Raw genomic sequence first — 23703 nt, 5'->3', positions numbered from 1 at the left:
GTCGGTTCTACGGAGACGCACCTAACGCGGGCCGAACCGCCGCTGTCATGCCGATGTTAGGTCCGGCGCGGCATGCTGGACGTTCGCACGGGACAGGGAGGTCGGGGATGGGCGGGCTGCGGCCGGGCCGGACGGTGGCGTGGCGGTTCACGCTGCTCTACGCGGCGCTGTTCCTGGCGTCGGGGGCCGGGCTGCTCGCGCTGACCAACCTGCTCGCGTTCCGGGACACCACGACGGTCGCGCCGGGCCAGACGACCCCGCAGCTGGACCTGGCACGGGCGCAGGAGCACATCCGGCTGCTGCAGGAGCGGCTCGACGAGGCCGAGATCATGCAGTCGCGGCGGCTGCTGGCCGGGTCGCTGATCGCGCTGCTGGTGATGGCCGTGGTGTCGGTGGTGCTGGGGCGGGTGGCCGCCCGGCGGGTGCTGCGGCCGCTGCGTACCGTCACCGCGGCCACGCGCCGGATCACCGCCGACAGCCTGCACGAGCGCCTGGCCGTGGCCGGGCCTGCCGACGAGGTGAAGGATCTCGCCGACACCATCGACGGGCTGCTGGAGCGGCTGGAGGCGTCGTTCGCGGCGCAGCGGCGCTTCGTCGCGGACGCGTCCCACGAGCTGCGTACGCCGCTGGCGACGATGCGCGCCTCGGTGGACGTCGCCATGGCCAAGCCCGAGCCGGTGCCCGCCCAGACGGCCGCGCTGGCCGGGCGGGTCCGCACCGAGCTGGACCGGGTGGACCGGCTGCTCGACGGGTTCCTGATGCTGGCCCGCGCCCAGCACGGCGCGCTCGCCGACCGGGCCGCCGTGTCCCTGGCCGGGCTGGCCGGGTCGGCCCTGGCCGCGCGGGACGGCGACGTCACGGCCAGGCGGCTGACCGTCGACACCGCGGGGCTGGGCGAGGCGGCATGGACCGTGGGCAGCGCGACGCTGCTGGCCCGGCTCGTGGAGAACCTCGTCGACAACGCGGTGATCCACAACGTGGACGGCGGCCGGGTGCGGCTGGCCGCAGCCCGGCGCGACGGGCAGGCCGAGCTGGTCGTCGAGAGCGGGGGAGAGGTGCTCGACCCGGCCCGGGTGGCCGCGCTGACCCGGCCGTTCCACCGGATGGGCGCCGCCCGGACCGGCTCCGACGACGGCTCCGGACTGGGGCTGGCGATCGTCGCGGCGGTCGCCTCGGCCCACGGCGGCCAGGTGGACCTCGCCGCGTTGCCCGAGGGCGGGCTGCGGGTGACCGTGCGCCTTCCGGCGGCCTGCGAACCGCGGGCCGAGGAGGTGGCGGAGACCGCCGGGGCACCGGGGTCCGCGCACGTCACGCGGGCCACCGTCGGCGGGCGGCCCGGCACGGGGGAGTCGGGCCGGTGAGAGTGCTGGTGGTCGAGGACGCGCGGGCGCTGGCCGAGGTCGTCGCCGAGGGGCTGCGGGATCAGGGCATCGCGGTCGACGTGGCCCTCGACGGGCTGGCCGCGGCGGCGAAACTCGGCGTGAACACGTACGAGGTGGTGGTGCTGGACCGGGATCTGCCCGGCATTCACGGCGACACGCTGTGCCAGATGATCACGGAGCGGGACGACCGGCCGATGGTGCTGATGCTGACCGCGGCCGGGGCACCGGGGGACCGGGTCAGCGGGTTCACCCTGGGTGCCGACGACTACCTGGCCAAGCCGTTCCACTTCCCGGAGCTGGTGCTGCGGGTCCGGGCGCTGGCCCGGCGCCGGCCGGTCGCGCGGGCGCGCACGCTGCGCGCCGCAGGGCTGGAGCTGGATCCGGTGCGGCGTACGGTCACCCGCGACGGCCGGGCGCTGGACCTGTCGGTCAAGGAGTTCGCGGTGCTGGAGGCGCTCCTGCGCGCGTCTCCCGGCTTCCTGTCCACCGAGGACCTGCTGGAGCAGGTCTGGGACGAGCACGCCGACCCGTTCACCAACACCGTCACGGTCACCGTGGGCAGGCTGCGCCGCAAGCTCGGCGACCCGCCGATCGTCACCACCACACCCGGCGTCGGCTACCGCATCGCGACTGTGGCCTGACCTCGGCGCCGTGGCGCCGCGTCGCCGCAGGCCGCACGCTACGGCCTCTCATCTCGCCGAACTTTTTCCAGCAGGGACATTTCGGACGCGGGGTTGATCAGTTGATCCGGCTGTCCGGCACTTCCCTGGCAACCGGCCCCGCGGCACCCGGAACAGCCGCCGGGGCGGGTCATGGAGCGCCGGTCGGCACATCCGACATGCCCGCCGACGCGGGCGGCATCAGGAGTACCTCCATGCGGGTTCGATCCCTGACGGCGGGCGTCAGCATCGGCTGCGCGCTCGCGCTGTCGCAGACCGCGGCCGGCGCCGCGACGGCGCCCTTGCTCGGCCCGGCCCCTGCGGCCTTGCCGATACGGCCCACCGGCCCGGTCGCGCTGGTCGCCTACAGCGACCGCATGCAGGGCGGGCGCAGCCAGCCGTTCAGCGCGGGCGTGTTCGACACCTCCTCCGGCGGCCTCGGCGCGGTGGGCAACGACCAGATCACCTCCTTGCGGGTGGCCGCCGGCTACCGCGTGGTGGCCTGCGACGACGGCGGCGGCGAGGACGGCGGCAGGTCCGGCGGCCTCGGGCTGTGCCGCTACTTCGGTGCGGGCCGGCACGACCACGTCGGCGACGACCTCAGTGACCGCATCTCGCTGCTGGCGGTCTTCGGCCGTCCCACCAGGGCCGGCGGCGCCACGGCATACCAGCACGAGGGCCTGACCGGAGCGAGGATCAGGCTCGGCGCGGGCGGGTACGAGCAGGTCGACGGCGACTTCGACAGGCTCACCGGGACCGTCGGCTCGCTGCGGATCGGCGCCGGCCACCGGGCGGTCGCCTGCGACAACGACCGCAGCAACGGCATGAACCTCGGCACCTGCCGCCTGTTCCCGCCCGGCGCGCACCCCGGCGTGGGCGCGGACCTGGCCGGCCGCATCTCCCTGATCGCGCTGGCCGGCGCCGCCCAGCACCCGCCCGCCCGTGACCGGTGATCATGCCGGTCGTTGAGCAGGGCGTGCGCAGAAACCGTGCCACGCTGTCCACCGTCACCGCGCTGACCGCATGCCTGCTGGCGGCCGCCGCCCCCGCTGCCGCGGCACCGCCGCAGCCGGTCCAGGACGACCCCGCCGACTGGACGCCGCACCTCACCGACGGCGAGGTCTGGGCGCTGGCCCGGGTCGGTGACACCGTCCTCGTCGCGGGCGAGTTCGGCGCCGTCACCAGCGCGGACAAGGCCACCCGGTACGAGCGGCACAACCTGATGGCCTTCCGGATCAGCGACGGCACCGTCCTCGACCTCGCCCCGAAGTTCGACGGCCCGGTGTACGCGCTGGCGCCCGGCCCCGACGGCACCGTCATCGCCGCGGGCGACTTCCGCGCCGTCGACGGCCTGCCGCAGCGGGCGATCACCCGCCTCGACCTGGTCACCGGCAGGCCCGTGCCCGGGTTCGCACCGAAGATCACCGGTGAGGTGCTCACCCTCGCCCGCCATGACCACGACCTGTACGTCGGCGGGCGGATCGCCGTCGACGGCCAGACCTACAGCCGCGGCCTGATCCGCATGTCGGCCGACACCGGTGCGCTCGACCCGGCCTTCGACGCCCGGCTGGCCGCACCCGCCGACCGGCCCGTGAAGGTCCAGGACGTCGCCATCTCGCCCGACGGCGCGCGCCTGCTGGCCATCGGCTCGTTCACCACCGCCGACAGCAACCCGCGCGAGCAGGTCGCGATGCTCGACATCAGCACCCCGGCCGCGAAGGTCACCGACTGGCACACCGGCTTCTACGGCCTGGACGACTGCGGCGACGGCTTCCACACCTACCTGCGCGCCGCCGACTTCTCACCCGACGGCCGCTTCGCCGTCATCGTCACCAGCGGGCACAGCTCCGACGACGAGCTGGCCTGCGGCACCGCCGCCCGCTACGAGACGGCAGGCCACGGCGAGCAGCAGCCGACCTGGGTCAACCACACCGGCGGCAACTCGCTGTTCGCCGTCGAGGTCACCCCCGCCGCGGTGTACGTCGGCGGCCACCTGCAGTGGCTGGACAACCCGGACGGCGACAAGTCCAAAGGGCCGGGAGCGGTCGACCGCAAGGGCATCGGCGCGATCGACCCCCGCAGCGGCCGGGCGCTGCCCTGGAATCCCACCCGCACCCGCGGCGAAGGCCTGCGGGCGTTCCTGTCCATCGCCAAGGGCCTGTTCGTGGGCTCGGACACCGACCGCCTGGGACACGAGTACCACGGCCGCGTCGGGTTCTTCCCGCGCCGGAGTCAGTAGCCGCACGTGCTCAGCGCGGGTCTGCGGGCCGGTCCGGGGTGGGGGAGCCGGCGGCCGGTTCCGTCGCCAGCCGGTCGATCATCTGCCGCAGGAGCCGCAACTCCTGCTCGGACAGGGCCAGCGCGGCCGATGAGGCGGCAGCGGCCGACGTGCCGCGCGGCTCGCGGCCGCTGACCGCCTCGAACTCCACGACGAGGGCCGCTACCGCCGTGGCCAGCAGCACCGCATGCTGCAGGCGTCCGCGGCCGGGGCGCGGGTCGGCGCCGGTCTGCTCCGCGATCTCCCGCAGGCGGTAGCTGCGTTCGGTCTGGCCGCGCACCCGGCGCTGGGACGCCACTTCCAGCAGCCCGGCCCTGGTCAGGATGAGGATCTGCCGGTAGAGGGTGGCCTTGCTGGCCTCGGGGATCGCCGCGCGGAACTCCGCGATGCTGAGGGCGCCGCGGCGGGCGGCGTGCAGGAGCCGCAGCCGCAGCGGGTGTGCCAACAGCTCCACCATGTCCACCGACAGACGATCTCATGCCGGGCCGGGCGTCCCCGCGCGACGCCCGGCCCGTTCGGAGCCGGATGGCGTCAGGAGGCGACCAGGTCGTCGATCTGGCTGATCGCGCCGGTCGCGCCCTCGACGACGCCCATGTCGAGCAGCTGCTGCAGCTGCTCGGCGGAGTCGAAGCTGCTCACGTACGTCGCCCGGGTGCCGCCGTCGTGGGCGGTGAAGGTGTAGACGTTCTTCGTGACGGGCAGGTCCGGGTTCGGCGTGAAGTCCAGGTCGGCGAAGCCGTCGTCGAACGACAGGCTCGACGGCGCCTCGACGGCCGTGACGAGCCAGTAGCCGGCGTGCTTGTCGCCCTCCGGGCCGGTCATGAAGTACGTGACGCGCCCGCCGGGCCGCAGGTCGTGCTCGACCACGGTCGCGGGGTAGGTCGGCGGCCCCCACACCTTCTCCATCTGCCGCGGGTCGGCGTAGACCTGCCAGATGCGCTCCACCGGGGCGGCGAAGTCGGCGGTGATGGTGAGCGTCAGGGCGTCGAGGTCGTGCCGGACGTCGGTGACGGGCATGGTTCCTCCAGATTCAGGTCGGCTGCGATGAGCTCGTCGATGCGCGCGATGCGGCCGCGCCAGATCTGCTCCAGCTCGGTGAGCATGGACGCCACCGATCGCACCGCCTCCACGTCGCCGCTGACGAGTTGCTCGCGTCCACTGCGTCGCTTGGTGAGCAGCCCGGCTCGTTCGAGCACGGCGACGTGCTTCTGCACGGCGGCGAAGCTCATGTCGTATTTCGCTGCGAGAGCGGAGACCGAGTGCTCCCCGGCCAGCACGCGGCGCATGATGTCGCGCCGGGTCCGGTCGGCCAGCGCGTGGAAGAAGGCGTCCGCCTGATCTTCACGCTGCTCGGTCACGGCTCCAACATACAACCAATCGGTTGCATGTTGCAAGGATCGGCGATAGCCCTGTCGAGGGATCGCTTTGCCTGTTTGATGCCGATACCGTCGAAGGCAGGCCTCGCCGGAAGGGGTGTGGCAATGTCCGACGATCCCCTGATGCAGGACCTGCGGACCGTCACCGACGAGACCCTGTACCTGCGGCTGACCCTGCTGGCCCACCGGTTCCCGACCGACTACAAGGAACTGGACTACGAGTACCGGCGCGACCTGTGGGAGACCGTCAACAAGGCCATCCGCGCCGAGATCCGCCGTCGCAAGGCCGAGCCGCCGGCGTGGTGGAACCCAGCCGCCCGGGAGGAGACCCCGCCGCGCCGCCACCGGTACGCCGCCGGCTACCTGGCCTCCATCGCGGCCGCGGGACTGCTGGTGACCGTGCCCGCGCTCACGCCGCTGGTGCTGCTGGCGGCGCTGGGCTGCGGCGCGGCGTGGCTGCTGCCGCACATGCGCGACACCGGCTTCCGCCGCACCCCGCGGCGCTGACCTGCCAGCGTGGACAGCGCGTCAGGCGCCCTCGCGCTTCAGCCGCTCCTCGCGCTGCGCGAACACCGCGCCCAGGCTGATCTCGGAGGTCTGCCTGCGGTAGTGGTCACGAGCACCGGGCCGGAGCAACTGCAGGCAGCCCAGGATCAGCAGGGCCAGCTCGACCGCGGTCAGCGCGCTGCGTACGCCCGAATGCCACGCCGGGATGAGCCCGAGTTCGGTGATCGACCACCACCGGCTGCCCGCGCCGTCGGCCGGAGCCGCGTAGTCGGGGTTGACCGTGACGCCGCAGGAGAGCACGAACAGGGCCACCGAGCCGCTGATCCACACCAGGTTGCGGGCGGCCGCATAAGGGCGGCGGATGAGCAGGCCGAGCACCCCGAACACGACCAGGATCGCCCCGGCGAGCGCCGCATTCCAGCCCAGCCCCTGCCGCGTCGTCTCCACCACCAGTTCGGGATCGGCTACCGGCTGCGCGAGCGGGGAGGCGAGGAATCTCGGCCCCTCCTCCGCGACCCGCAGCAGAGCGGACGCCGAGATGGCGACATCGATCAGCGCGACAGCGGCGAGCGCGACCAGCAGGTACGAGGCGATGGAAACGGGCCGGGGCAGGCGCTGCGCCATGCGGGTGCCTTTCGCGTCGGGTGTGGCGGTGGACGGTAGTGATCCATTGGGCACGGCGCAAGGGGATTCGGAGGTGCCGTACCGTCGAGGCCGTGTCCCGCCGAGCCGACGACGAGCCCCTGAGCCAGGCGCGTGCCCGTGCCCAGTTGCTGGCCGGGGGCAGGCGCGGGCGCAGCGCCGAGGACGTCGTGCGGCAGGTCTTCGCGATCCAGGCCCAGGACACCGTCGCCGCCGACCTGGGCATCCGCGTGCGCGGGCAGGACCTCACCGCCCGCGCGATCCGCACCGCGTACGAGGACGACCGGACGATCGTGCGCAACTGGTTCATGCGCGGCACGCTGCACACGATCCCGGCGGAGGACGTCGGCTGGGTCACCGCGCTGCTCGCCCCGCGGGTGATCGCCGGGACCGGCTCGCGCTACCGCGACCTCGGCCTCACCGACGACCTGCGCCTGCGGTCCGGCGACCTGATCGGCCGGCTGCTCGGGGCGCACGGCCCGCTCACCAGAGCCGAGCTGGCCGAGCAGCTTGCCACCCTCGGCGTCGCCCCGGCCGGCCAGGCGCCGTTCCACCTGGTCCGGTACGCCGCGCTGACCGGCCTGGTGTGCCACGGGCCGCTGCGCGCAGGCGAGCCGACGTACGTGCTGCTGCGCGACTGGGTCCCGGCGGCGGGTGCGCCCGGCTTGGCGGGTGAAGCGGCCGCCGCCGAGCTGGCGCGCCGTTACCTGGCCGGGTACGCCCCGGCGACCGTCTGCGACTTCGCCTCCTGGTCGGGCCTCGCCCTCACCTCGGCCCGCGCGGCGTGGCAGGCCATGGCCCGATCCGGGGCGATCGTGACCGACGGTGATCTGACCGTCCTCGCCGGCGGCGCCCGGGGGCACGGTGACCGGTCCGGCGGGCCGGACGTGCGCCTGCTGCCCGCGTACGACAACTACCTGACCGGCTACCGCACCCGGCAGGAGTCGGTCGACGCCGGATTCGAGGCGCGGGTGTGGCCCGGCGGGGGCGTGATCCGGCCTACCGTGCTGGTCGACGGGTTTGTGGTCGGCACCTGGTCGCGCGGCCGGGCGATCACCGTGGACCCGTTCACGCCACTGACAGATGAGGTCCAGGCCGGGGTCGCGCAGGAAGCGGCCGCGACGGCGCGGTTCCTGAGTCCGGCCGGTTGAGCCGGGCGAGCGGCGACACACCCGATTCGGTGTCACACGATCAGGTCGCCGACTCACCGCATCGGGCGGTGTCCCGCGCGGCAAGGTCGAGTCTATAAAGGATGGTGTGGTCGGACGCGGGCTCGGCGTAGTCCTGTGCTGTGTGCTGCTGAGCGGCTGCGCCCTGCGGGAGCTGCCCGACCTGGTGCCGCTGCCCACCGCCGCGGTCCCGGCGGCCGCCGCGCCCTCGCCGTCCACGGCGTTGCAGGCCGCGCTGCTGACCGTGGCCGACCTGCCGCCCGGGTTCGGCTACTTCGACGGCCCGGACACGCCCGCACAGAACGTGCAGGGCTGTCCCGACATCACCGCCGAGGTCCCGCCCGACGCGCGCACCCAGTTCGCCACCGGTGTCTCCGGTCCCTTCCTGCGCCTGGCCCTGTACCAGCGCGGTGTCCCGGGTGCGCGCGAGCAGTTGCGCACGGCCCGGCGCGTGTCGCTGTGCGCGACGTTCACCGCCCGTGACGCCAACGGGACGCCGCTGACGACGACCGTCGAGCCGGGTGTCCTGGAGGGGATCGGCGACGAGACGGTCGCGCTCAGGTTCGTCACCACGGCGCCGGGGCTGCCGCCGTACTACTCCGACGAGGTCACCGTGCGCAGCGCCGGACTGGTGATCCACCTGGCGCACGGCAGTTTCAGCCCGGTCGATACGAAGATCACCGAGGCGGTCGTGCGGGCCGCCGTCGCCAAGACCCAGGGGAACACATGACCGAAGCGCCGCCGACCATCAACGAGGCCGCAGCCGCGATCCTGGGGGAGCTGGCTCCCGAGGAGCTGGCACTGCTCGACCCCGTCGCGGCGGGGTTCTTCGGCAGTGACAGCGGCCGGGACCGCGCCGTGCGAACGGCCCTGGAGGGGCGTTCCGGGGACGACCCGGTCGGGTTCGACCTCGCGGGCGGTGCCGGGCTGCTGGCGGCGTTCCTGCTGACCGTCCTCAACGGAGTGGCCTGCGACCTGCTGACCGCCGGGGTGAGCGGGCAGGCCCGCGGATGGTGGGAGAGGCGCAGGCTGCGCAAGCGGCTCAGCGGTGCGGTGGCGCCGCAGGGTTCGGACACGCCGCTGCCGCAGCTGTCCAGCACGGACGCGGCCGAGATCGGAAGGCTCGCACTGCAACTGGCACTGGATTCCAAGGTCGAGCCGGAGCGGGCGCAGCGGGTGGCCAACCTCATCACCGCAGCGCTGACCGGGCCGGCGAGGTGAAACCCGACCCGTTCGTGCTGCCCAGCGCGACCAGCGCCAGGTTCGTGCTGCTGATGCTCACCACGACCATCGGCTCGATCATGGTGTTCAGCTGGATCGCGGGCCTGTTCGGCGGGACCTTCCGGGGCCCGGTCGCCGCGGCGCGGGTGGAGTGCGTGAACGACGCCCGCCGCCAGGTGCTCGGCCTGGACGGCGCGGCGCTGACCGACGGGTTCACCGGCTGCGTCAACGGCGCCTACCGGTCGGCGTTCGGGCTGGTCGCCGCGATGGTGGGGGTGCTGCTTCTGGTCGCGGTGCTCGCGTACGCCACGGCGCCCCGGTTCATCAGCAGAGAGCCGCTGCGCGCGCTGGCCGAGATGCCGGACAGCCCGGCCGTACGCACCGCGCACGAGGTCCTGGCCGCCTCGGGGCAGCCGGTGCGGGTCGAGGTCGCGATACTGCGGGTCACCGCCGGGGCGCGCGCGTTCGGGCGGCTCGGCCGTTACCGCATCATGCTCGACGCGGGGCTGCTCGCCCACGGCGGCCGGGACCCTCGGGTGCTGCGCGGCGTGCTGTCACACGAGCTGGCCCACGTGCGCAACCGCGACATCGACATCACGTACCTGACCCTGGCGCTGTGGTGGGGCTTCCTCGCCGTGGTGGTGGTGCCCGCCGTCGTCTACAGCGCCGTGGAGCCGGCGATGCTGACCCAGGTGTCGTGGCGGCTGGCGCTGTTCCTGGTGGTGCTGTGGCTGACCCGGACCGCCGTGCTGCGCTCGCGTGAGTACTACGCCGACGTGCGGGCCGCCCAGACGGCCGGCGACACCGGCGACGTGGCAGCGGCGCTGCAGCCCCGGCACGGCCGCCCGAGGCGGTGGACGCTCGGCGCCAACCACCCCACCGAGGCACAGCGCCTGGCCGCGCTCGACGACCACGCGGTGCTGTTCCGGCTGCACCCCGGCGAGGCGCTGGGCGCGGGAGTGCTGCTCGGGTTCGCGTATCCGCTGATGGGCTTCCTGCTCGGCACCGTCTGGCCGGATGCGCGGCTCTACGTCCACGACTGGATCCTCGGCCTGCTGCTGGGCACGTGCGCGGCGGCGGTCGTCGCCGGATCCGCCTGGCGCGCGGTCCAGCGGGCGCTCGCGGACGCCGACGCCCGGCCCCCGGCGACGTGGCCCGCCGCGGCGGCGCTGACCGGCGGGCTCCTGCTGGGCCAGCTGCTCACCCCGAACCTGCCGGAGGCCGGCAGCTGGGCGCAGGTCCTGTGGTCCGAGCCGCTGGTCGCCGCGGGGGTCGCGGCCGTGCTGCTGGTGCTGTGCCAGGTCTACCTGCGCTGGGTCGTCCGCAGCGCGTACAGCCACCTGCGCGGCAACCCGCGGCCGCGCGGGCAGGCGATCTTCGGGGTGCTCGCGGCCGCCGCCGTGTTCGGGTGGTGGGTGTCGGCCTGGCTCAAGCTGCCCGCGATGCTGGTGTCGTCGTACCCGACCTGGCAGACCGTGACGATCGGCCTCGGCGCGATGATCAGCAACCCGGTGCTCGCCGCCGGGGTGATCTGGGCCTGCGTCTACCCCGTCGCCGGGCTGATCCGCGCACGGCGGGCCGAGATCGGCCGAGCGCTGCTGACCACGGGCGCGATCGCGATCGGGTTCACGCTGGCCATGCTCCCTTTCCAGGGCAGACTCGGCGGGCTGCTGCGGGCGGGGCAGGTGTGGCCCGCGCTCGGCCTGTGCGGGGTCGTCGCCGGGAGCGTCGTCGTGGCGTGCGCGTTCGGGCTCGGGCTGTGGCGCGGCGGGCACCGGCGGACCGGGGAGGCGGCCGTCCACGCCGCCCTGGCCGCGCTCACGGCCGTGCCCGCCCTCGTCGCCGTCGTTGCCGCCTACCTGATCACCGCCACCTGCACGACGAACGTGCTCGACTGCGCCGCCCGCGGCGCGGGCTTCGCCGTCCAGGGCCTGACCGGCGTCACCATGGCGGGAGCGGTCCTGGCCGTCGTGCTGGCCGCGCTCGCGGCGATGGCGGGATCGGCCGTACGCGCGCCGCTGCGCCCCAGCACGCCCCCGCCGCCGACAGGCCCCCGCTGGCCGGCCGTCGCTGGGTTGCTGCCTACGGTGCTCGCGGTCGCCGTCATCGGCGGGGCCGGGGCCACCACGTACCTGCGCGGCACCGACAACAGCACGGCGATGTCGCCGGATTCGGTCAACCTGCTGCGCCAGTACGCGGCGTCGATCCGCCCGGCGAGCCTGCCGCGCGCCGTGGCGTGCGGCTATGGCCTCGCCGCGCACTCCTACGGGGTCGGGCTGACCGACCTGAGCGGCACGACGTGGCCGAGCAGGCTGGGCGTCGCCGCCACCGCCGCCGCGTCCGCCGACGACATCGTGCTGCAGAAGCTGGGCGACGAGGCCATGCGTGCGCTCCTCGCCGCCGACCTGACCCGCAACCACCAGGCCAACCGGGCGATCGCCGACTACTGCGGCATCGTCACCGCGGCCGAGGCCGCCAAGGTCCCCGCCGACCACTGGCCGTCATCCCATAATCGATGAGTTCCGCACCCATCCCGTCCGGCGGTGAGGTCAGGCCAGGTGAGGCTCCTGCTGTCCAGCAGGCGGGGCGGGACCGTACGTCGTCCGGAACCAGCGGACCCCGTGGACGCGGCGGTAGCTGGTGGGTTGGCGGCGAGTCTGCGCAGCGAGCCAACGGGCGAAGCGGCCGCCTTGCCGCCGCCTGCGGGATCGGATGCCGGGTCATCTCCACATCGCGACAACGGCTGACCCGGTCAGAGCACAGGTTTCCCCAGGGGGAAAGGACATGGCGAACCTTTGTGGGACGGGAAAAGATCTCCGTGTCCAAATTCTACGTGTCGAACGGGGAGTTACACACATGTCCAAGAAGCTCGCACGGCTGTTGTCCGGGCTGTTCGTGTCGATGGTCGCGGCGACGATCGTGAGCGTGGCGACGCCCGCTCACGCCGCGTATGCGACTTGCAATGTGAGCGGAACGATCTACAACCACGACAACGTACTCACGGCCATTCCGAAGAACAGCACCACCGGCGTCACTTGCCAGATGCGCAATGGAAACTACGACAACAATGCAGTCAGGGTCCTGCAGACCTCTCTGAACAAGTGCTACTACTTCAACCTCGTGGTGGACGGCGACTTCGGCACGGCGACCGAGAACGCAGTCCGCTATGTGCAACGTGTGGAGGGAGTTACGGAGACCGGTGTCTACGATCCCACCCTTAGGGTGAACATGCGCTGGTTCCCCAAGGACCAGGCCATTTGCGCGTACGTCGACTGATTCACGCCAGTCTGCGACCCTGCCGGCTGCTCAGGTAGGCGCTCATCGCAGGCTCAGGCTTGAGATCGGTTCTTCGCCACAGGAGAACATGTTCTCCTGTGGCGAAGAATCCGGCTCACCACGGGAGACCGGCTGAACCTTCCCGAGACGGAAGTTCCCCAGACGGCGCAATTCCGAAGGACAGGGCGCTCACGAATCACGAAGTCGTACCGTCGTCGAAGTTCAACGGCGCCGCCGGGCCGACGTGCCGAAGCTGCTGGCGCCTGGCTAGCCGCGCAGGGCGGGCACGACATACCCGCCTAGCAGCTCGACGCCGCGCATCGGGGTGAGCCCGTGCGGGGTGCCGAACTCGACGCGGGTCACCCCCGCCGCGAACACCGCCTCCGCCTGGTCGGCGATCTGCGAAGGCGTGCCGGAGAACGCGAACAGGTCGAGCAGGTCGTCGCTGATCAGCGCGCCCGCCTCGGCGTGCTCGCCCCGGCCGACGTGCGCCTGCACCCGCGCCAGCAGCTCGGGGTCGATCTCGACGGTGGGGTCGAGGTCGGCGACCACCGCGAGGTACATGGCGACCTCGGTGCGGGCCAGGGCGCGGGCGGCGGCCCCGTCCTCGTCCACGACGGTGACCGCGCCCAGGGTCAGCCCGACCTCGGCCGGGTCCCGCCCGGCGGCGGCCGCGGCCGCGTCGAGCCAGGCCCGCATGGTTTTGCCCATGGCCGGGTTGGCGGAGCCGCCGACCTTGACGTCGTCGGCGACCGCGGCGGCCAGTTCCGCGGTGCGCTGCCCCCAGGTGCCGATGAGCAGCGGTACGCGCGGCCGGTGCGGCGTGTACCGCAGCGCGGTGCCCGGGGCGATGCTCAGCTCGCGCCCCTGGTAGCCGGCTGGGTCCTGGCCCAGCAGCAGGTTCACCACGTCCACGGTCTCGCGCAGCCGCCGCAGCGGCCGGGCCTGCGGCACGCCGACCTGGTCGAGCCAGGTGCCCCGGGCCAGGCCCAGGTACGCCCGGCCGCCGGACGCGATGTCCAGCGCGGCGATCTGGCCCGCGACCTCGGCCGGGTGCATCGTGTACGGGTTCAGGCACGCGGGCCCGAGCGCGATGCGGCTGGTGTGCTGGGCCGCCACGAGCAGCGGGAAGATCGGCGGCTGGTACATCAGGTCGCCGAACACGCTCAGCACGTCGAAGCCGTGCTGCTCGGCGAGCTGGGCGATGGCGGCGTACTCGCCGGCGGTCTTGTCGGACTGCACGCCGAGCCCGATCAGGCGCTGGGTCATGTGAGTTCTTCCGTGGGGATGGTGCGGCGGGCGGTGCGCTCGATGCGCATGATGAGCCGCTCGTCGGGGTCGGGGCAGGCGACGTGGCAGTCGGTCTCCAGCCAGTCGCCCGGCGGCAGGGGACGCTGCTTGGCGGGCAGCAGCGGCAGGCACGCGGCCAGCGCGTACAGGCAGAAGTGCCCGCCCTCGGGAGTGGACAGCCGATTCGACTGGGTGAGGTCGATGTAGTCGCCGACCTTCAGCCCGCAGACGGAGCGGCCCTCGATGCGCTCGACGACGACCCGCAGGTCGTAGACGTCGGTGACGGGTTCGTCGCTCATGCCACGGCCTCCGCGTGGTGGTGCACGATGCGCCAGCCCTTGCCGTCGCGGCGCAGCACGTCGGTGACCCGGAAGACGTCGTCCCGGCTGCCGTCGGCGTGCACGGCGCGCAGCAGGTACCGGGCCAGGCCGGTCTCGCCCCAGCTCTCGGTCAGCAGCTCCTCGGGGGCGACGGTGACCGTCCCGGCCACGGGGGCGCCGGAGCGGGCCGCGGCGCGCCGGTCGCGCAGCGCGTCCAGCGACGGCAGGCCGTGCAGCAGCTCGGGCGCGTCGGACTCCCAGATGGTCAGGGCCGGGTGCAGGTGGGCGTCGAAGGCGGGGCGGTCGCCCAGCGCCCGGTACATCGAGGTGATGACCTGGGCGAGGTCGTCGGTGCTCAAGGTCGCTCCTGGGGGTCGAGTGCGGTGAGGACGGCGCGCAGCGGGTCCAGGCCCATGGGGCCAAGGCGCAGCGCGTCGGTGTGGAAACGCCTGCGGTCGAACGCGGCTCCGGCGCGGGTCTCGGCGTCGCGGCGGGCCTGCGCCCACAGCCGTGCCCCGGCCTTGAACGCGAGCGCCTGGCCCGGCCAGCCGAGGTAGCGGTCCACTTCGAACGTCGCGGTGGCCCGGTCGAGCCCGGCGACCTGGACGAGGAAGTCCACGGCCAGCTCCGGGGTCCAGCGGGTGGCCTCGGTGAAGCCGTTGCCGGCAGGGATGGGTGCGTCCAGGTGCAGGCCCATGTCGATGACGATGCGGGCGGCGCGCCAGATCTGGCCGCAGAGCATGCCGAGGCGTTCGGCGGGGCCCTGGTAGAGGCCCAGCTCGTCGGCGAGGCGTTCGGCGTAGTGGGCCCAGCCCTCGGCGTAGCCGTGGACGTGGCACAGGTGCCGCTGCCAGGGGTGCAGCTGCTCGGTGGTCATGGTGATCGCGTGCTGGAGGTGATGTCCGGGCAGGCCCTCGTGGTAGAGGGTGCCGACGTGGCTCCAGACCGGGATCTCGGGGTGGCCGCCGGGCACGGCCCACCAGATGCCGCCGGGGCGGGTCAGGGTCGCGTCGGGCGGGGTGTAGTACATGACGCCGGACGCGGCGGGGCTGATCCGGCAGGTCACCTGGCGGGTCGCGGCGGGAATGTCGAAGTGCGTGCCGTCGAGCGCGGCGGTGACCTGCTCGACGCGATCGCCGAGCCACTGCTCCAGCGCCGGGCCGGTGGCCACGCGCCAGGCGGGGTCGGCGTCGAGCGCGGCGAAGGCGGCGGCCGTGTCGGGATGGCCGAGCTGCGCGGCGACCTGCCGCATCTCCTCTGCGGTGCTGCGCAGCTGGTCCCAGCCGTAGGCGTACAGCTCGTCGAGGTCGACCTGCGCGCCGAGGAAGCTGCGGGAGGTGACGGCGTACATGTCGCGGCCGACGCCGTCGACGGTCCCGGCGCGCGGGGCGAGCTCCAGGCGCAGGAACGCGGCGAACCTGCCGGTCGCGGCGGACGCCTGGCGGGCGCCTTCGGCGATCCGGTCGTCGCCGGGGCGGGCGGCGGCCAGGCGGCCGTAGAAGTCGTCGGTGGTGATCCAGGCGGTGGCCTGGTCGGCGACGGCGAGCACCTGCCGCCGGGCGACGAGGTGTCCCTGGTCGGCGGCGTCGCGCAGGGTCGCCGCGTACGCCTCCAGCGCCCCGCCGAGGCCGTGCAGGTGCTCGGCGATGACCGCCCAGTCCTCATCGGTCTCGCGGGGGAACTGGTCGAACACCTGGCGGGTCAGGTGCACGGGCGTGGCCAGCGGCGCGAGAAGCCGGGTGGTGAACCCGGCGTCGTACAGCGCCAGGTCGCTCTCCAGCCGGTCGACCAGCGCTGCCTTGAGGGCGTGTGCGGCGGTGCCGTCTGCGGTCGCGGCCCGCGCCGCGGTCAGGGTGCGCCGGTCGAGTTCGGCGCGGGCGGCGAACCCGGCGGGGGACAGGTCCCCGAACCGGGACGGCAGCGGGCGTCCCACGACGTCGGCCGCGTCGGGGTCGATCGCGGCCAGCGCGGCCAGATAGCCGTCGGCGATCTCGGTGATGGTGCTCATCGGGCGAACCGCCGCGTCACGTTGGTGTCGTCGCGGTACACGACGCCGCCCTTCATGACCAGGTGCAGGGTGCGCAGCGCGGAGATGCTCTTGGTCGGGTCGTCGCGCAGCACGATCAGGTCGGCGTGGCGTCCCTCCTGGACAGTGCCGAGTCGGTCGTCGGCGCCGAGCCACTGCGCGGGGCGTACGGTGGCGGACTTGAGCGCGTCGGCGACGCTCATCCCGGCGTCGACCATGAACTCCAGCTCGCGCACGGTGGCGGTGGTCTCGTCGTAGCCGGCGTGCGGGGGCATGTCGCTGCCCATGGCGATGGGCACGCCGTTGGCGATGGCCAGCTGCAGGCTCTCCCAGTGGCGGGGACCGGCCGACAGGGCCCGGTCCATGAGCCAGCCGGGCACGCCGGAGTCGCGGAAGAACTGCTCGCAGCGGCTGACCACGATGGTCGGCACGTACCAGGTGCCGTGGGCGGCCATCAGCTTCGTGACGTCGTCGGTGAGTTCGTAGCCGTGCTCGACGCAGTCCAGGCCCAGCTCGACGGCGCGGCGGATCGAGTCGGCCGGGCCCGCGTGAGCGGTGACCTTGCGGCCCCAGTCGTGGGCGACCTGGATGACGGCGGCCATCTCGTCGTCGAGCAGCTGTGGGGTGTCGATGGCCTCGTGCTGGCCGGCGATGCCGCCGGAGATGCACACCTTGATCAGGTCGGCCCCGGCGCGGATCTGCTGGCGGGTGAGCTTGCGGAACCCGTCGGCGCCGTCGGCCTCCAGCGCGTCGGCGTCCCAGCCGTGGCCGCCGGTGCAGCACAGCGCGTGCCCGGCGGTGAAGATGCGGGGTCCGTCGACGGCGCCGCGCTCGATGGCCTTGCGCAGGGCGAAGTCGGCGTAGCGGCTCTCGCCGACCAGGCGGGCGGTGGTGATGCCCGCGTGCAGAGTGCGGCGGGCCGAGTCGGCCATGAGCAGGACGAGTTCGGCCTGGTCGGAGCGGTGCACCTCGTCGCCGAAGTGGCCGGGCAGGCCGAGCGACAGGTGCACGTGCATGTTGGTCAGGCCGGGCATGAGGTAGCCGCCGCCGAGGTCGACGACGGTGACGCCGCGGGCTTCGGCGAGCACGTCGTCGACGGGCCCGACGGCGCGGATCATGCCGTCGGGGTCGGTCCACACGGCGTGGTCGGGCAGGACGGTGTCGCCGACGCCGTCGTAGACGGAGCAGTTGACGAGGACCTGCTCGGCAGGGCGGAACATGCTGTTCTCCTTACAGGCGGGCGGTCTGGGGTGCGGGCTGGTGCAGCCAGCAGGCGACCCCGGCGGACGGTCCGATGGCGACGGTGGGCGGCTCGGTGGCGCAGCGGTCGAACGCGTGCGGGCAGCGGGGCGCGAAGCGGCAGCCCGCGGGTGCGTTCGCCGGGTCGGGGACCTCCCCGGCCAGGGTCGCGGGCAGCACCGGCTCCGTGCTGATGCGCGGCACCGCGTCGATCAGGGCGCGGGTGTACGGGTGGTGCGGCTGGGCCCACAGCTGCCGGGTGGGCGCCGTCTCGACGATCTTGCCGAGGTACATGACGGCGGTGACGTCGGCGATCTCGTGCACCAGGGCCAGGTCGTGCGAGATGAACAGCATCCCCATGCCCAGCTCCCGCACGAGCCCGACGAGCAGGTTCACCACCTGCGCCTGCGAGGAGGCGTCCAGCGCGGTGACCGGCTCATCGGCGATGATCACGCGCGGCTGCGGGGCCAGTGCCCGCGCGATGGCCAGCCGCTGGCGCTGCCCGCCGGAGAACTGGTGCGGGTAGCGGCTCGCCGCGGCGGCCGGCATGCCGACCCGTTCCAGCAGCTCGTTAAGCCGTGCGCTGCGGGCCGCCCCGGTGACCTCGGCCGGTACGCCGTCGAGCAGCTGCTCGCCGACGGCGCGGCGCGGGTTGAGGGAGGCGTACGGGTTCTGGAACACCATCTGCAGCCCGACCTGGTCGGCGGTGCGGCGGCGCCAGCCCAGCGGTGTGACCGGCCGCCCGGCGTAGCGGACCTCGCCGGCGCTGGGCGCGGTGAGCCCGGCGGCGACCCGGGCCAGCGACGACTTGCCGCAGCCGGACTCACCGACCAGCCCCACGATCTGTCCGGGCGCGACGCTCAGGTCGACTCCGGCGACGGCGCGGACGGGGGCGCGGCCGCGCGGCTTGTGCTCGACGTGCACGCCGTCGATGTCCAGGAGTGTCACGCGGCCACCTCCAGCTCGGGTCGGATCACGCAGGCCGCGGCGCGGCCGGGGCCCGCCGGGTGCAGGGGCGGGACGGCGGTGCGGCACTCGTCGCGCACGTGCGCGCAGCGGGGGCTGAACGCGCAGCCGGGCGGCAGCTCGCCGGGCGCGGGCGGGCTGCCCGGGATCGGCGTGAGCGCGACACCGGTCTGCCCGCCGTGCGGCCGGGCCCCCAGCAACGCGGCCGTGTAGGGGTGTTCGGGCTTGGTGAGCAGCTGCCCCGTCGGCCCGGACTCGACGACGCGCCCGGCGTAGAACACGTAGCTGCGGGCGGTCAGCGCGCTGAGCACACCCAGGTCGTGGGTGATGAACGCGACGGCCAGGCCGGTGTCGCGGCGCAGCCGGTCCAGCAGGGCCAGGATGCCCGCCTGCACAGTGACGTCGAGGGCGGTGGTGGGCTCGTCGGCGATGAGCAGCCGGGGCTGGGCGGCCAGGGCGCTCGCGATGGCCACGCGCTGGCGCATCCCGCCGGAGAACTGGTGCGGGTATGCCTCCAGCGCCCGCTCCGGGTCCGGGATGCGCACCTGGTCCAGCAGGTCGACCGCGCGCCGCCGGGCGGCCTTGCGGTCCACACCCAGGTGCACCCGCATGTGCTCGGTGAGCTGCCGCCCGACGGTGAGCATCGGGTGCAGGGCGGCGGTGGGGTCCTGGAACACCATGGCGATGCCCGCGCCGCGTACCTTCTGCCAGCCCTTGCGGTCGAGGGTGAGCAGCTCGGTGCCGTCGAAGCGGGCCGAGCCGGTCACCTTGGCGCCGGGCGGCAGCAGGCCGAGCAGGGTCTGCGCGGTCATGCTCTTGCCGCAGCCGCTCTCCCCGGCGATGCCGACGAGTTCGCCCTCGCCGACGGTCAGCGACACGTCGTGCAGGATCGGCAGGGGTCCGCGGGGTCCGGGCAGGGCCACCGCGAGGCGGTCGATGTCGAGGAGCGCACCCATCAGCGTCCGTTCATGTAGCGGGGGTCGAGGCGGTCGCGCAGCGCGTCGCCGAGCACGTTGAAGGCCAGCACCACGGTCAGGATGGCCAGGCCGGGGAAGACGCTGACCCACCACATCGACAGGTCCTGCGCGCCGAGGGCGACCATGGAGCCCCACTCGGCGGCCGGCGGGCGGGGCCCGAGGCCCAGGAACGACAGCGCGGCCAGCAGCAGCACGGCGTTGCCGAGTTCGAGTGTGGCCAGCACGATCGCGGGGCCGACGCTGTTGGGCAGCACGTCGCGGCGCAGGGTCCGGATCGGGCCGACGCCCAGCAGTCGGGAGGCGCTGAGGTAGTCCTCGCCCCGGATGGTGAGCACGGCGCTGCGGATGACCCGGGCGTACACCGGCCACGACACGATGACCAGAGCCAGGATGGCGTTGCCGGTGCTGGGCCCGAACGCGGCGGTGACCGCCATGGCCAGGATGATCTGCGGGAACGCGAACACCAGGTCGGTCAGCCGCATCACGGCCTCGTCGAGGAACCGGCCGACGTACCCGGCGACCAGGCCCAGCAGGCCGCCGAGCAGCAGCGCGAGCGCGACGATGGCCAGCGCGAGCGGGATCGATAGCCGGGCGCCGTAGACGACGCGGCTGAGGATGTCACGGCCGAGGGAGTCGGTGCCGAACCAGTGCGCGCCCGACGGCGGCTGGTAGGTGTCGACGCTCTGCGCGATCGGGTCGTACGGCGCGAGCAGCGGCGCGGCCAGGGCGATGAGCAGCCAGGCGGCGAGGATGGCCAGGGCGGCGACGGTGACCGGCTGCCGCCAGACGGGGCGGGCGGTGCCGGTTCCGCGCAGGCGGCGCAGCCAGCGGCGGCGGCCCAGCGACTTGGCGGCCTTGGGGTCGGCGTGGGCGAGACTGGTCATTGGATCCGGATCCTCGGGTCGATGAGTCCGTACAGCAGGTCGACGGTGAGGTTGACCAGGGTGTAGACCAGGGCCACGAACAGGCTGGCGCCGAGGATCGCGGGCAGGTCCAGGGCGCTGGCGCTGCGGTAGGCGTACTGGCCCAGGCCCGGCCAGCCGAAGATGTTCTCCACCAGCACCGTCCCGGACAGCAGTGACGCGAACGCCAGGCCGGAGACGGTGATGACGGGCACGAGCCCGGCGCGCAGCAGGTGGCGGCGCAGCACGAGCCCGGTGGGCAGGCCCTTGGCGTACGCGGCCTTGATGTAGTCCTGCTGGAGCACCTCCAGCATGGAGGAGCGCACGAACCGGACCAGGATCGCCACGGTGAGGCAGGTCAGCACGAGCACCGGCAGCACCAGGTGCTGGGCGGCGTCCCAGGCCAGGTCCCACTGCCCGGCCAGCGCCGCGTCGACGGTGTACATGCCGGTGACGGTGTCGGGCGGTGTGAAGCCGGGGGACAGCCGCCCGCCGCTGGGGGACAGGCCGAGCTGGAAGAAGAACAGGTAGAGGACCACCAGCGACAGCCAGAACGGCGGCGTGGACAGGCCGAGCAGCGCGCCGACGCGGATGACCTGGTCGGTGAGGCGGCCGTTGCGGACGGCGGCCAGCATGCCGATGCCGGTGCCGAGCAGCAGCGCCAGCAGCATGGTGGGGATGGCCAGTTCCATGGTGGCGGGGACGTACTGCAGCAGGTCCTCGGCGACGGAGCGGCCGGTCTGCTGGGAGATGCCGAGGTCGCCGGTGAGCAGGTTGCCCAGGTAGTGCAGGTACTGCAGGTGCACCGGCTGGTCCAGGCCCCACTTGGCGCGGAACGCGGCGACGGCGGCGGGGTCGTTGAGCGCCTGGTCGGACAGGTTCGCGGTGACCGGGTCGCCGGGCACGACCTGCACCAGGCCGAAGGTCAGGACGGTCACGCCCAGCAGCAGCCCGACGGTGATCACCAGCCGCTTGGCGAGGTAGGTGAGCATCGGGCGGCGGCGCCGGGGGCGGGGCCCGGGGGCGGCCGTGACGGCCGCTCCCGGGTCCTGCTTGGTGCTGACCTCGGTCATCGGGTGCCGATCGCGGCGAGGTCGAGCTGCCATCCGGCGGGGGTGTACTCCACACCGGTGAGGTCGCTGGTGGCGACGTTCATGCCGGAGTTGTTGGCGATGACGATGTACGGCCCGTGGGCGTTCATCTCGCGCTGCCAGTCCTTCATGGCCTCGGCGCGCTGCGCAGGGTCCAGCGTGGACACGACCTTCTCCCCGGCGGCGACGACGCTGGGTGCGGCCCGCTCGACGGTCCATCCGGCGCGTAGGGCGCTGCCCGCACCCGGTGCCATGTTGTTGACCAGCGAGTCGGCGACCGGGTAGTTGAGGCTCTGCGGGGTGAAGCCCATGGGCATCTTGCCGCCGCGCATCTGGTCGAGGAACGTGGTCAGCGGCTGCGGGTTCAGCTCCAGGGTGATGCCCGCCTCGGCCGCGTCGCCCTGCACCTTCGTGGCCACCGTGCCGAGGTCGACGCCCCGGTAGGTGATCGCCGGGTAGGTGAACTTGACCGTCGGGTTGCTCAGCCCGGCGTCGGTCAGCAGCTGCTTGGCCTGGGCGACGTCGCGCTTGCTCTCCTCACCGGTGAGCGTGCCCGGGAAGGCCGGGGCGACCAGGCCCGCGCCCGGACCGGCGCCCTTGCCGAACAGCGCCGCCACGCCCTGGTAGTCGATCGCGGACCGCAGCGCCTGCCGGAACTTGGCGTCCGAGGTCACCTTCGACACGGCGGGGTCGGCGTTGAGGATCAGGTAGTACACCGTGTCCTGCACGCCGGAGGTCTGCAGGCTGTCGGGCAGGCCGTCGAGCAGCTTGCCGGAGATGTCCAGCGACACCTCCGCGGCCGTGGACCGCGACATGGTGAGCTTCTGCGTCTGCACGTCCATGTTGCGCAGCACGACCCGGTTGAACTTGGGCTTGCCGCCCCAGTAGTTCGGGTTGGCCTCCAGCACGACCTGCGACGACGGGTCGTACGACTTGAGGACGTAGGGGCCGCTGCCCGCGGAGGTCTTGTCGAAGAACTGCTGGGCGGTGTCGGCCGAGGCCGCGTCGGCGCCGTCGGTCGCGCCGTTGGCCTTGGCGACCTTCGAGTTGACCACGCCGGTGGCGGACATGGCGAGCACGACCGGCACGTTCGGGTTGGCCTTGGCCGAGGTGACCACGACGGTGCGGTCGTCGGTCTTCGACGCGGTCAGGTCGGTGACCATGACGGCGGGGCTGGCCTTGACGTTCTTGAGCCGGTTCAGCGAGAACACGACGTCGTCGGCGGTCAGCGGGGTGCCGTCGGAGAACTTGACGCCCTCGCGCAGCTTGAACGTGAACGTCTTGGCGTCGGGGGAGGCCTCGTAGGACTCGGCCAGCTCCGGCACGGGCTTGCTGACGTCCGAGCCCTTGAAGGTGAGCAGCGTGTCGTAGAGGGCGTGGGTGGTGGTGACTCCGGTGGCCTCGTACACGCGACCCGGGTCCAGGGTCTTGAGCACGAACGAGGTGTTGACCGTGAGGGTGTCGGTCGGTCCGGCGGCGCCGCCGCCGCCGGAACCGGCGGTGCAGGCGGTGACGGAGGCGGTGCTGACGGCGGCGAGCGCGAGCGCTGCGACGCGGAGTCGGCGGGGGTTCACCGACATGGTGTTCCTACCTTCCTTCGGGCCGGTCCCTCGGGAGCTTCAGGGAGGAGGAGGCCTCCCGGGGACCGGCGGAACCAGGGCCGGCAAACGGCCGGCGGCGCGCCTTCGGGTTTGATGTGGACGGACGCGTGCGCCCGGCAACAGCGTGGTAAGGGCGATCATGAGTCCTGCTCATTACCGCTCTGGTTGACCACACTAAACACGCTCGTGTAGTTTCGTCAAACAAGTTCAGTAAAACTTATCGGGTTGGAGGCGCCAATGCTCGGTGATCGGCTCCGTGAGCTGCGACAGCAGCATGGGTACACGCTGCGTCAGCTCGCCGCCGAAGCCGACGTCTCGTCGGCTCTGCTAAGTCAGATTGAAAACGGCGCGACCGATCCGAGCCTGGCGACCCTGCGCAAACTGGCCCGGGTGTTCGACACCTCGATCGCCATGCTGTTCAGCGAGCCCGACGCCCCCGCCGTGTACATCAGCCGCCCCGGCACCCGCAGCCGCCTCGCGGCCCCGCCCGGCCAGATCGCCTACGACCGGCTCACCCCCGGCCGCGGCGACCTCGAAGTGCTCCAGGCCGAACTCGCCCCCGGCGACGCCAGCTCCGCCCAGCCCTGGTCGCACCCCTCCACCGAGTGCGCCATCGTGCTCGAAGGCACCGTGACCGCCGAGATCGGCGGCGCCACCTACCAGCTGTCCACCGGCGAGGCGGTCACCTTCGACTCCCGCCTGCCCCACCGCTACCTCAACACCAGCACCGAACCGGCCCGCCTGGTCATCGCGGTCACCCCGCCGACCCCCTAGCCGCCCC

Annotated in this window: 25 protein-coding genes; 11 read left to right on the top strand and 14 right to left on the bottom strand. The window is 73.2% G+C overall.

Annotated elements, in window-relative coordinates; translation table 11 throughout:
* The first annotated feature begins 107 nt into the window (after nt 1-107).
* The 4 genes from Cba03nite_RS31270 (at nt 108) to Cba03nite_RS31255 (ending at nt 4280) form a co-directional block, all read left to right on the top strand.
* A complete protein-coding gene (locus tag Cba03nite_RS31270) occupies nt 108-1361 on the top strand; it encodes a sensor histidine kinase (RefSeq protein ID WP_203754009.1) in 1254 nt (417 codons plus the stop codon).
* Nucleotides 1358-2023: a response regulator transcription factor gene (locus tag Cba03nite_RS31265; protein ID WP_203754007.1), complete on the top strand. Its 666-nt coding sequence runs from the start codon at nt 1358-1360 to the stop codon at nt 2021-2023. Before Cba03nite_RS31270 ends, Cba03nite_RS31265 begins: the two co-directional genes overlap by 4 nt.
* A gap of 233 nt (nt 2024-2256) precedes the next feature.
* Nucleotides 2257-2994 carry a hypothetical protein gene (locus Cba03nite_RS31260; RefSeq protein ID WP_203754006.1) on the top strand — a complete coding sequence of 246 codons (738 nt, stop codon included), beginning with the start codon at nt 2257-2259 and terminating at the stop codon, nt 2992-2994.
* 23 nt (nt 2995-3017) lie between these two features.
* A complete protein-coding gene (locus Cba03nite_RS31255) occupies nt 3018-4280 on the top strand; it encodes a WD40 repeat domain-containing protein (protein WP_239126138.1) in 1263 nt (420 codons plus the stop codon).
* A 10-nt stretch (nt 4281-4290) separates the two neighbouring features.
* Here the strand turns inward: Cba03nite_RS31255 and Cba03nite_RS31250 are convergent, their stop codons facing one another.
* The 3 genes from Cba03nite_RS31250 to Cba03nite_RS31240 form a co-directional block, all read right to left on the bottom strand.
* On the bottom strand, nt 4291-4776 hold the full coding sequence (locus tag Cba03nite_RS31250) for a helix-turn-helix domain-containing protein (protein ID WP_239126152.1): 486 nt from the start codon (nt 4774-4776) through the stop codon (nt 4291-4293).
* Between the two features lie 74 nt (nt 4777-4850).
* Nucleotides 4851-5336, bottom strand: coding sequence for an SRPBCC family protein (locus tag Cba03nite_RS31245; RefSeq protein WP_203753999.1), 486 nt, complete (start codon nt 5334-5336; stop codon nt 4851-4853).
* The gene (locus tag Cba03nite_RS31240; protein WP_203753996.1) at nt 5297-5677 is read right to left on the bottom strand and encodes an ArsR/SmtB family transcription factor; all 381 of its coding nucleotides are present in this window, start codon (nt 5675-5677) and stop codon (nt 5297-5299) included. Before Cba03nite_RS31240 ends, Cba03nite_RS31245 begins: the two co-directional genes overlap by 40 nt.
* A 123-nt stretch (nt 5678-5800) precedes the next feature.
* On the opposite strand from Cba03nite_RS31240, the gene Cba03nite_RS31235 reads away from it, so the two are divergent.
* Nucleotides 5801-6202 (top strand): hypothetical protein, encoded by a 402-nt coding sequence (locus Cba03nite_RS31235; RefSeq protein ID WP_203753994.1) that lies wholly within the window; start codon nt 5801-5803, stop codon nt 6200-6202.
* 21 nt (nt 6203-6223) lie between these two features.
* Here the strand turns inward: Cba03nite_RS31235 and Cba03nite_RS31230 are convergent, their stop codons facing one another.
* Nucleotides 6224-6826, bottom strand: coding sequence for a hypothetical protein (locus Cba03nite_RS31230; protein ID WP_203753992.1), 603 nt, complete (start codon nt 6824-6826; stop codon nt 6224-6226).
* Nucleotides 6827-6918: 92 nt separating this feature from the next.
* On the opposite strand from Cba03nite_RS31230, the gene Cba03nite_RS31225 reads away from it, so the two are divergent.
* The 5 genes from Cba03nite_RS31225 to Cba03nite_RS31205 all read left to right on the top strand — a co-directional run bounded on the left by Cba03nite_RS31225 (nt 6919) and on the right by Cba03nite_RS31205 (nt 12510).
* Nucleotides 6919-7995 (top strand): winged helix DNA-binding domain-containing protein, encoded by a 1077-nt coding sequence (locus Cba03nite_RS31225; RefSeq protein ID WP_203753990.1) that lies wholly within the window; start codon nt 6919-6921, stop codon nt 7993-7995.
* A 106-nt stretch (nt 7996-8101) separates the two neighbouring features.
* Nucleotides 8102-8743, top strand: coding sequence for a hypothetical protein (locus tag Cba03nite_RS31220; protein WP_203753988.1), 642 nt, complete (start codon nt 8102-8104; stop codon nt 8741-8743).
* On the top strand, nt 8740-9234 hold the full coding sequence (locus Cba03nite_RS31215) for a hypothetical protein (RefSeq protein WP_203753986.1): 495 nt from the start codon (nt 8740-8742) through the stop codon (nt 9232-9234). The genes Cba03nite_RS31220 and Cba03nite_RS31215 overlap by 4 nt, the downstream gene beginning before the upstream one ends.
* Nucleotides 9231-11753, top strand: coding sequence for a M48 family metallopeptidase (locus Cba03nite_RS31210; RefSeq protein WP_203753984.1), 2523 nt, complete (start codon nt 9231-9233; stop codon nt 11751-11753). Before Cba03nite_RS31215 ends, Cba03nite_RS31210 begins: the two co-directional genes overlap by 4 nt.
* A gap of 337 nt (nt 11754-12090) precedes the next feature.
* Nucleotides 12091-12510: a peptidoglycan-binding domain-containing protein gene (locus Cba03nite_RS31205; RefSeq protein WP_203753982.1), complete on the top strand. Its 420-nt coding sequence runs from the start codon at nt 12091-12093 to the stop codon at nt 12508-12510.
* 267 nt (nt 12511-12777) lie between these two features.
* On the opposite strand, the gene Cba03nite_RS31200 is transcribed toward Cba03nite_RS31205, so the two are convergent.
* The 10 genes from Cba03nite_RS31200 to Cba03nite_RS31155 are packed head-to-tail and all read right to left on the bottom strand — an operon-like array spanning nt 12778 to nt 22901.
* Entirely contained in the window at nt 12778-13779 is a 1002-nt protein-coding gene (locus Cba03nite_RS31200; protein WP_203753979.1) for an LLM class flavin-dependent oxidoreductase, read from the bottom strand.
* A complete protein-coding gene (locus Cba03nite_RS31195) occupies nt 13776-14099 on the bottom strand; it encodes a TIGR04076 family protein (RefSeq protein WP_203753974.1) in 324 nt (107 codons plus the stop codon). The genes Cba03nite_RS31200 and Cba03nite_RS31195 overlap by 4 nt, the downstream gene beginning before the upstream one ends.
* The gene (locus tag Cba03nite_RS31190) at nt 14096-14479 is read right to left on the bottom strand and encodes a nuclear transport factor 2 family protein (RefSeq protein WP_203753971.1); all 384 of its coding nucleotides are present in this window, start codon (nt 14477-14479) and stop codon (nt 14096-14098) included. Before Cba03nite_RS31190 ends, Cba03nite_RS31195 begins: the two co-directional genes overlap by 4 nt.
* A complete protein-coding gene (locus Cba03nite_RS31185; protein WP_203753968.1) occupies nt 14476-16128 on the bottom strand; it encodes a DUF885 domain-containing protein in 1653 nt (550 codons plus the stop codon). Before Cba03nite_RS31185 ends, Cba03nite_RS31190 begins: the two co-directional genes overlap by 4 nt.
* Nucleotides 16125-17366 carry an amidohydrolase family protein gene (locus tag Cba03nite_RS31180; RefSeq protein WP_203753965.1) on the bottom strand — a complete coding sequence of 414 codons (1242 nt, stop codon included), beginning with the start codon at nt 17364-17366 and terminating at the stop codon, nt 16125-16127. Before Cba03nite_RS31180 ends, Cba03nite_RS31185 begins: the two co-directional genes overlap by 4 nt.
* 10 nt (nt 17367-17376) lie before the next feature.
* On the bottom strand, nt 17377-18333 hold the full coding sequence (locus tag Cba03nite_RS31175) for an ABC transporter ATP-binding protein (RefSeq protein WP_203753961.1): 957 nt from the start codon (nt 18331-18333) through the stop codon (nt 17377-17379).
* Nucleotides 18330-19307 (bottom strand): ABC transporter ATP-binding protein, encoded by a 978-nt coding sequence (locus Cba03nite_RS31170; RefSeq protein ID WP_203753958.1) that lies wholly within the window; start codon nt 19305-19307, stop codon nt 18330-18332. The genes Cba03nite_RS31175 and Cba03nite_RS31170 overlap by 4 nt, the downstream gene beginning before the upstream one ends.
* Nucleotides 19307-20212, bottom strand: coding sequence for an ABC transporter permease (locus Cba03nite_RS31165; RefSeq protein WP_203753956.1), 906 nt, complete (start codon nt 20210-20212; stop codon nt 19307-19309). The genes Cba03nite_RS31170 and Cba03nite_RS31165 overlap by 1 nt, the downstream gene beginning before the upstream one ends.
* Nucleotides 20209-21303 carry an ABC transporter permease gene (locus Cba03nite_RS31160; RefSeq protein WP_203753954.1) on the bottom strand — a complete coding sequence of 365 codons (1095 nt, stop codon included), beginning with the start codon at nt 21301-21303 and terminating at the stop codon, nt 20209-20211. The genes Cba03nite_RS31165 and Cba03nite_RS31160 overlap by 4 nt, the downstream gene beginning before the upstream one ends.
* Nucleotides 21300-22901 carry an ABC transporter substrate-binding protein gene (locus Cba03nite_RS31155; protein WP_203753952.1) on the bottom strand — a complete coding sequence of 534 codons (1602 nt, stop codon included), beginning with the start codon at nt 22899-22901 and terminating at the stop codon, nt 21300-21302. The genes Cba03nite_RS31160 and Cba03nite_RS31155 overlap by 4 nt, the downstream gene beginning before the upstream one ends.
* 258 nt (nt 22902-23159) lie before the next feature.
* On the opposite strand from Cba03nite_RS31155, the gene Cba03nite_RS31150 reads away from it, so the two are divergent.
* The gene (locus Cba03nite_RS31150) at nt 23160-23696 is read left to right on the top strand and encodes a cupin domain-containing protein (protein ID WP_203753950.1); all 537 of its coding nucleotides are present in this window, start codon (nt 23160-23162) and stop codon (nt 23694-23696) included.
* Nucleotides 23697-23703: the final 7 nt, after the last annotated feature.

It is taken from the genome of Catellatospora bangladeshensis, assembly GCF_016862575.1.
Classification (GTDB): Bacteria; Actinomycetota; Actinomycetes; order Mycobacteriales; family Micromonosporaceae; genus Catellatospora; species Catellatospora bangladeshensis.
This window is presented reverse-complemented; position numbering and strand designations above follow the sequence as displayed.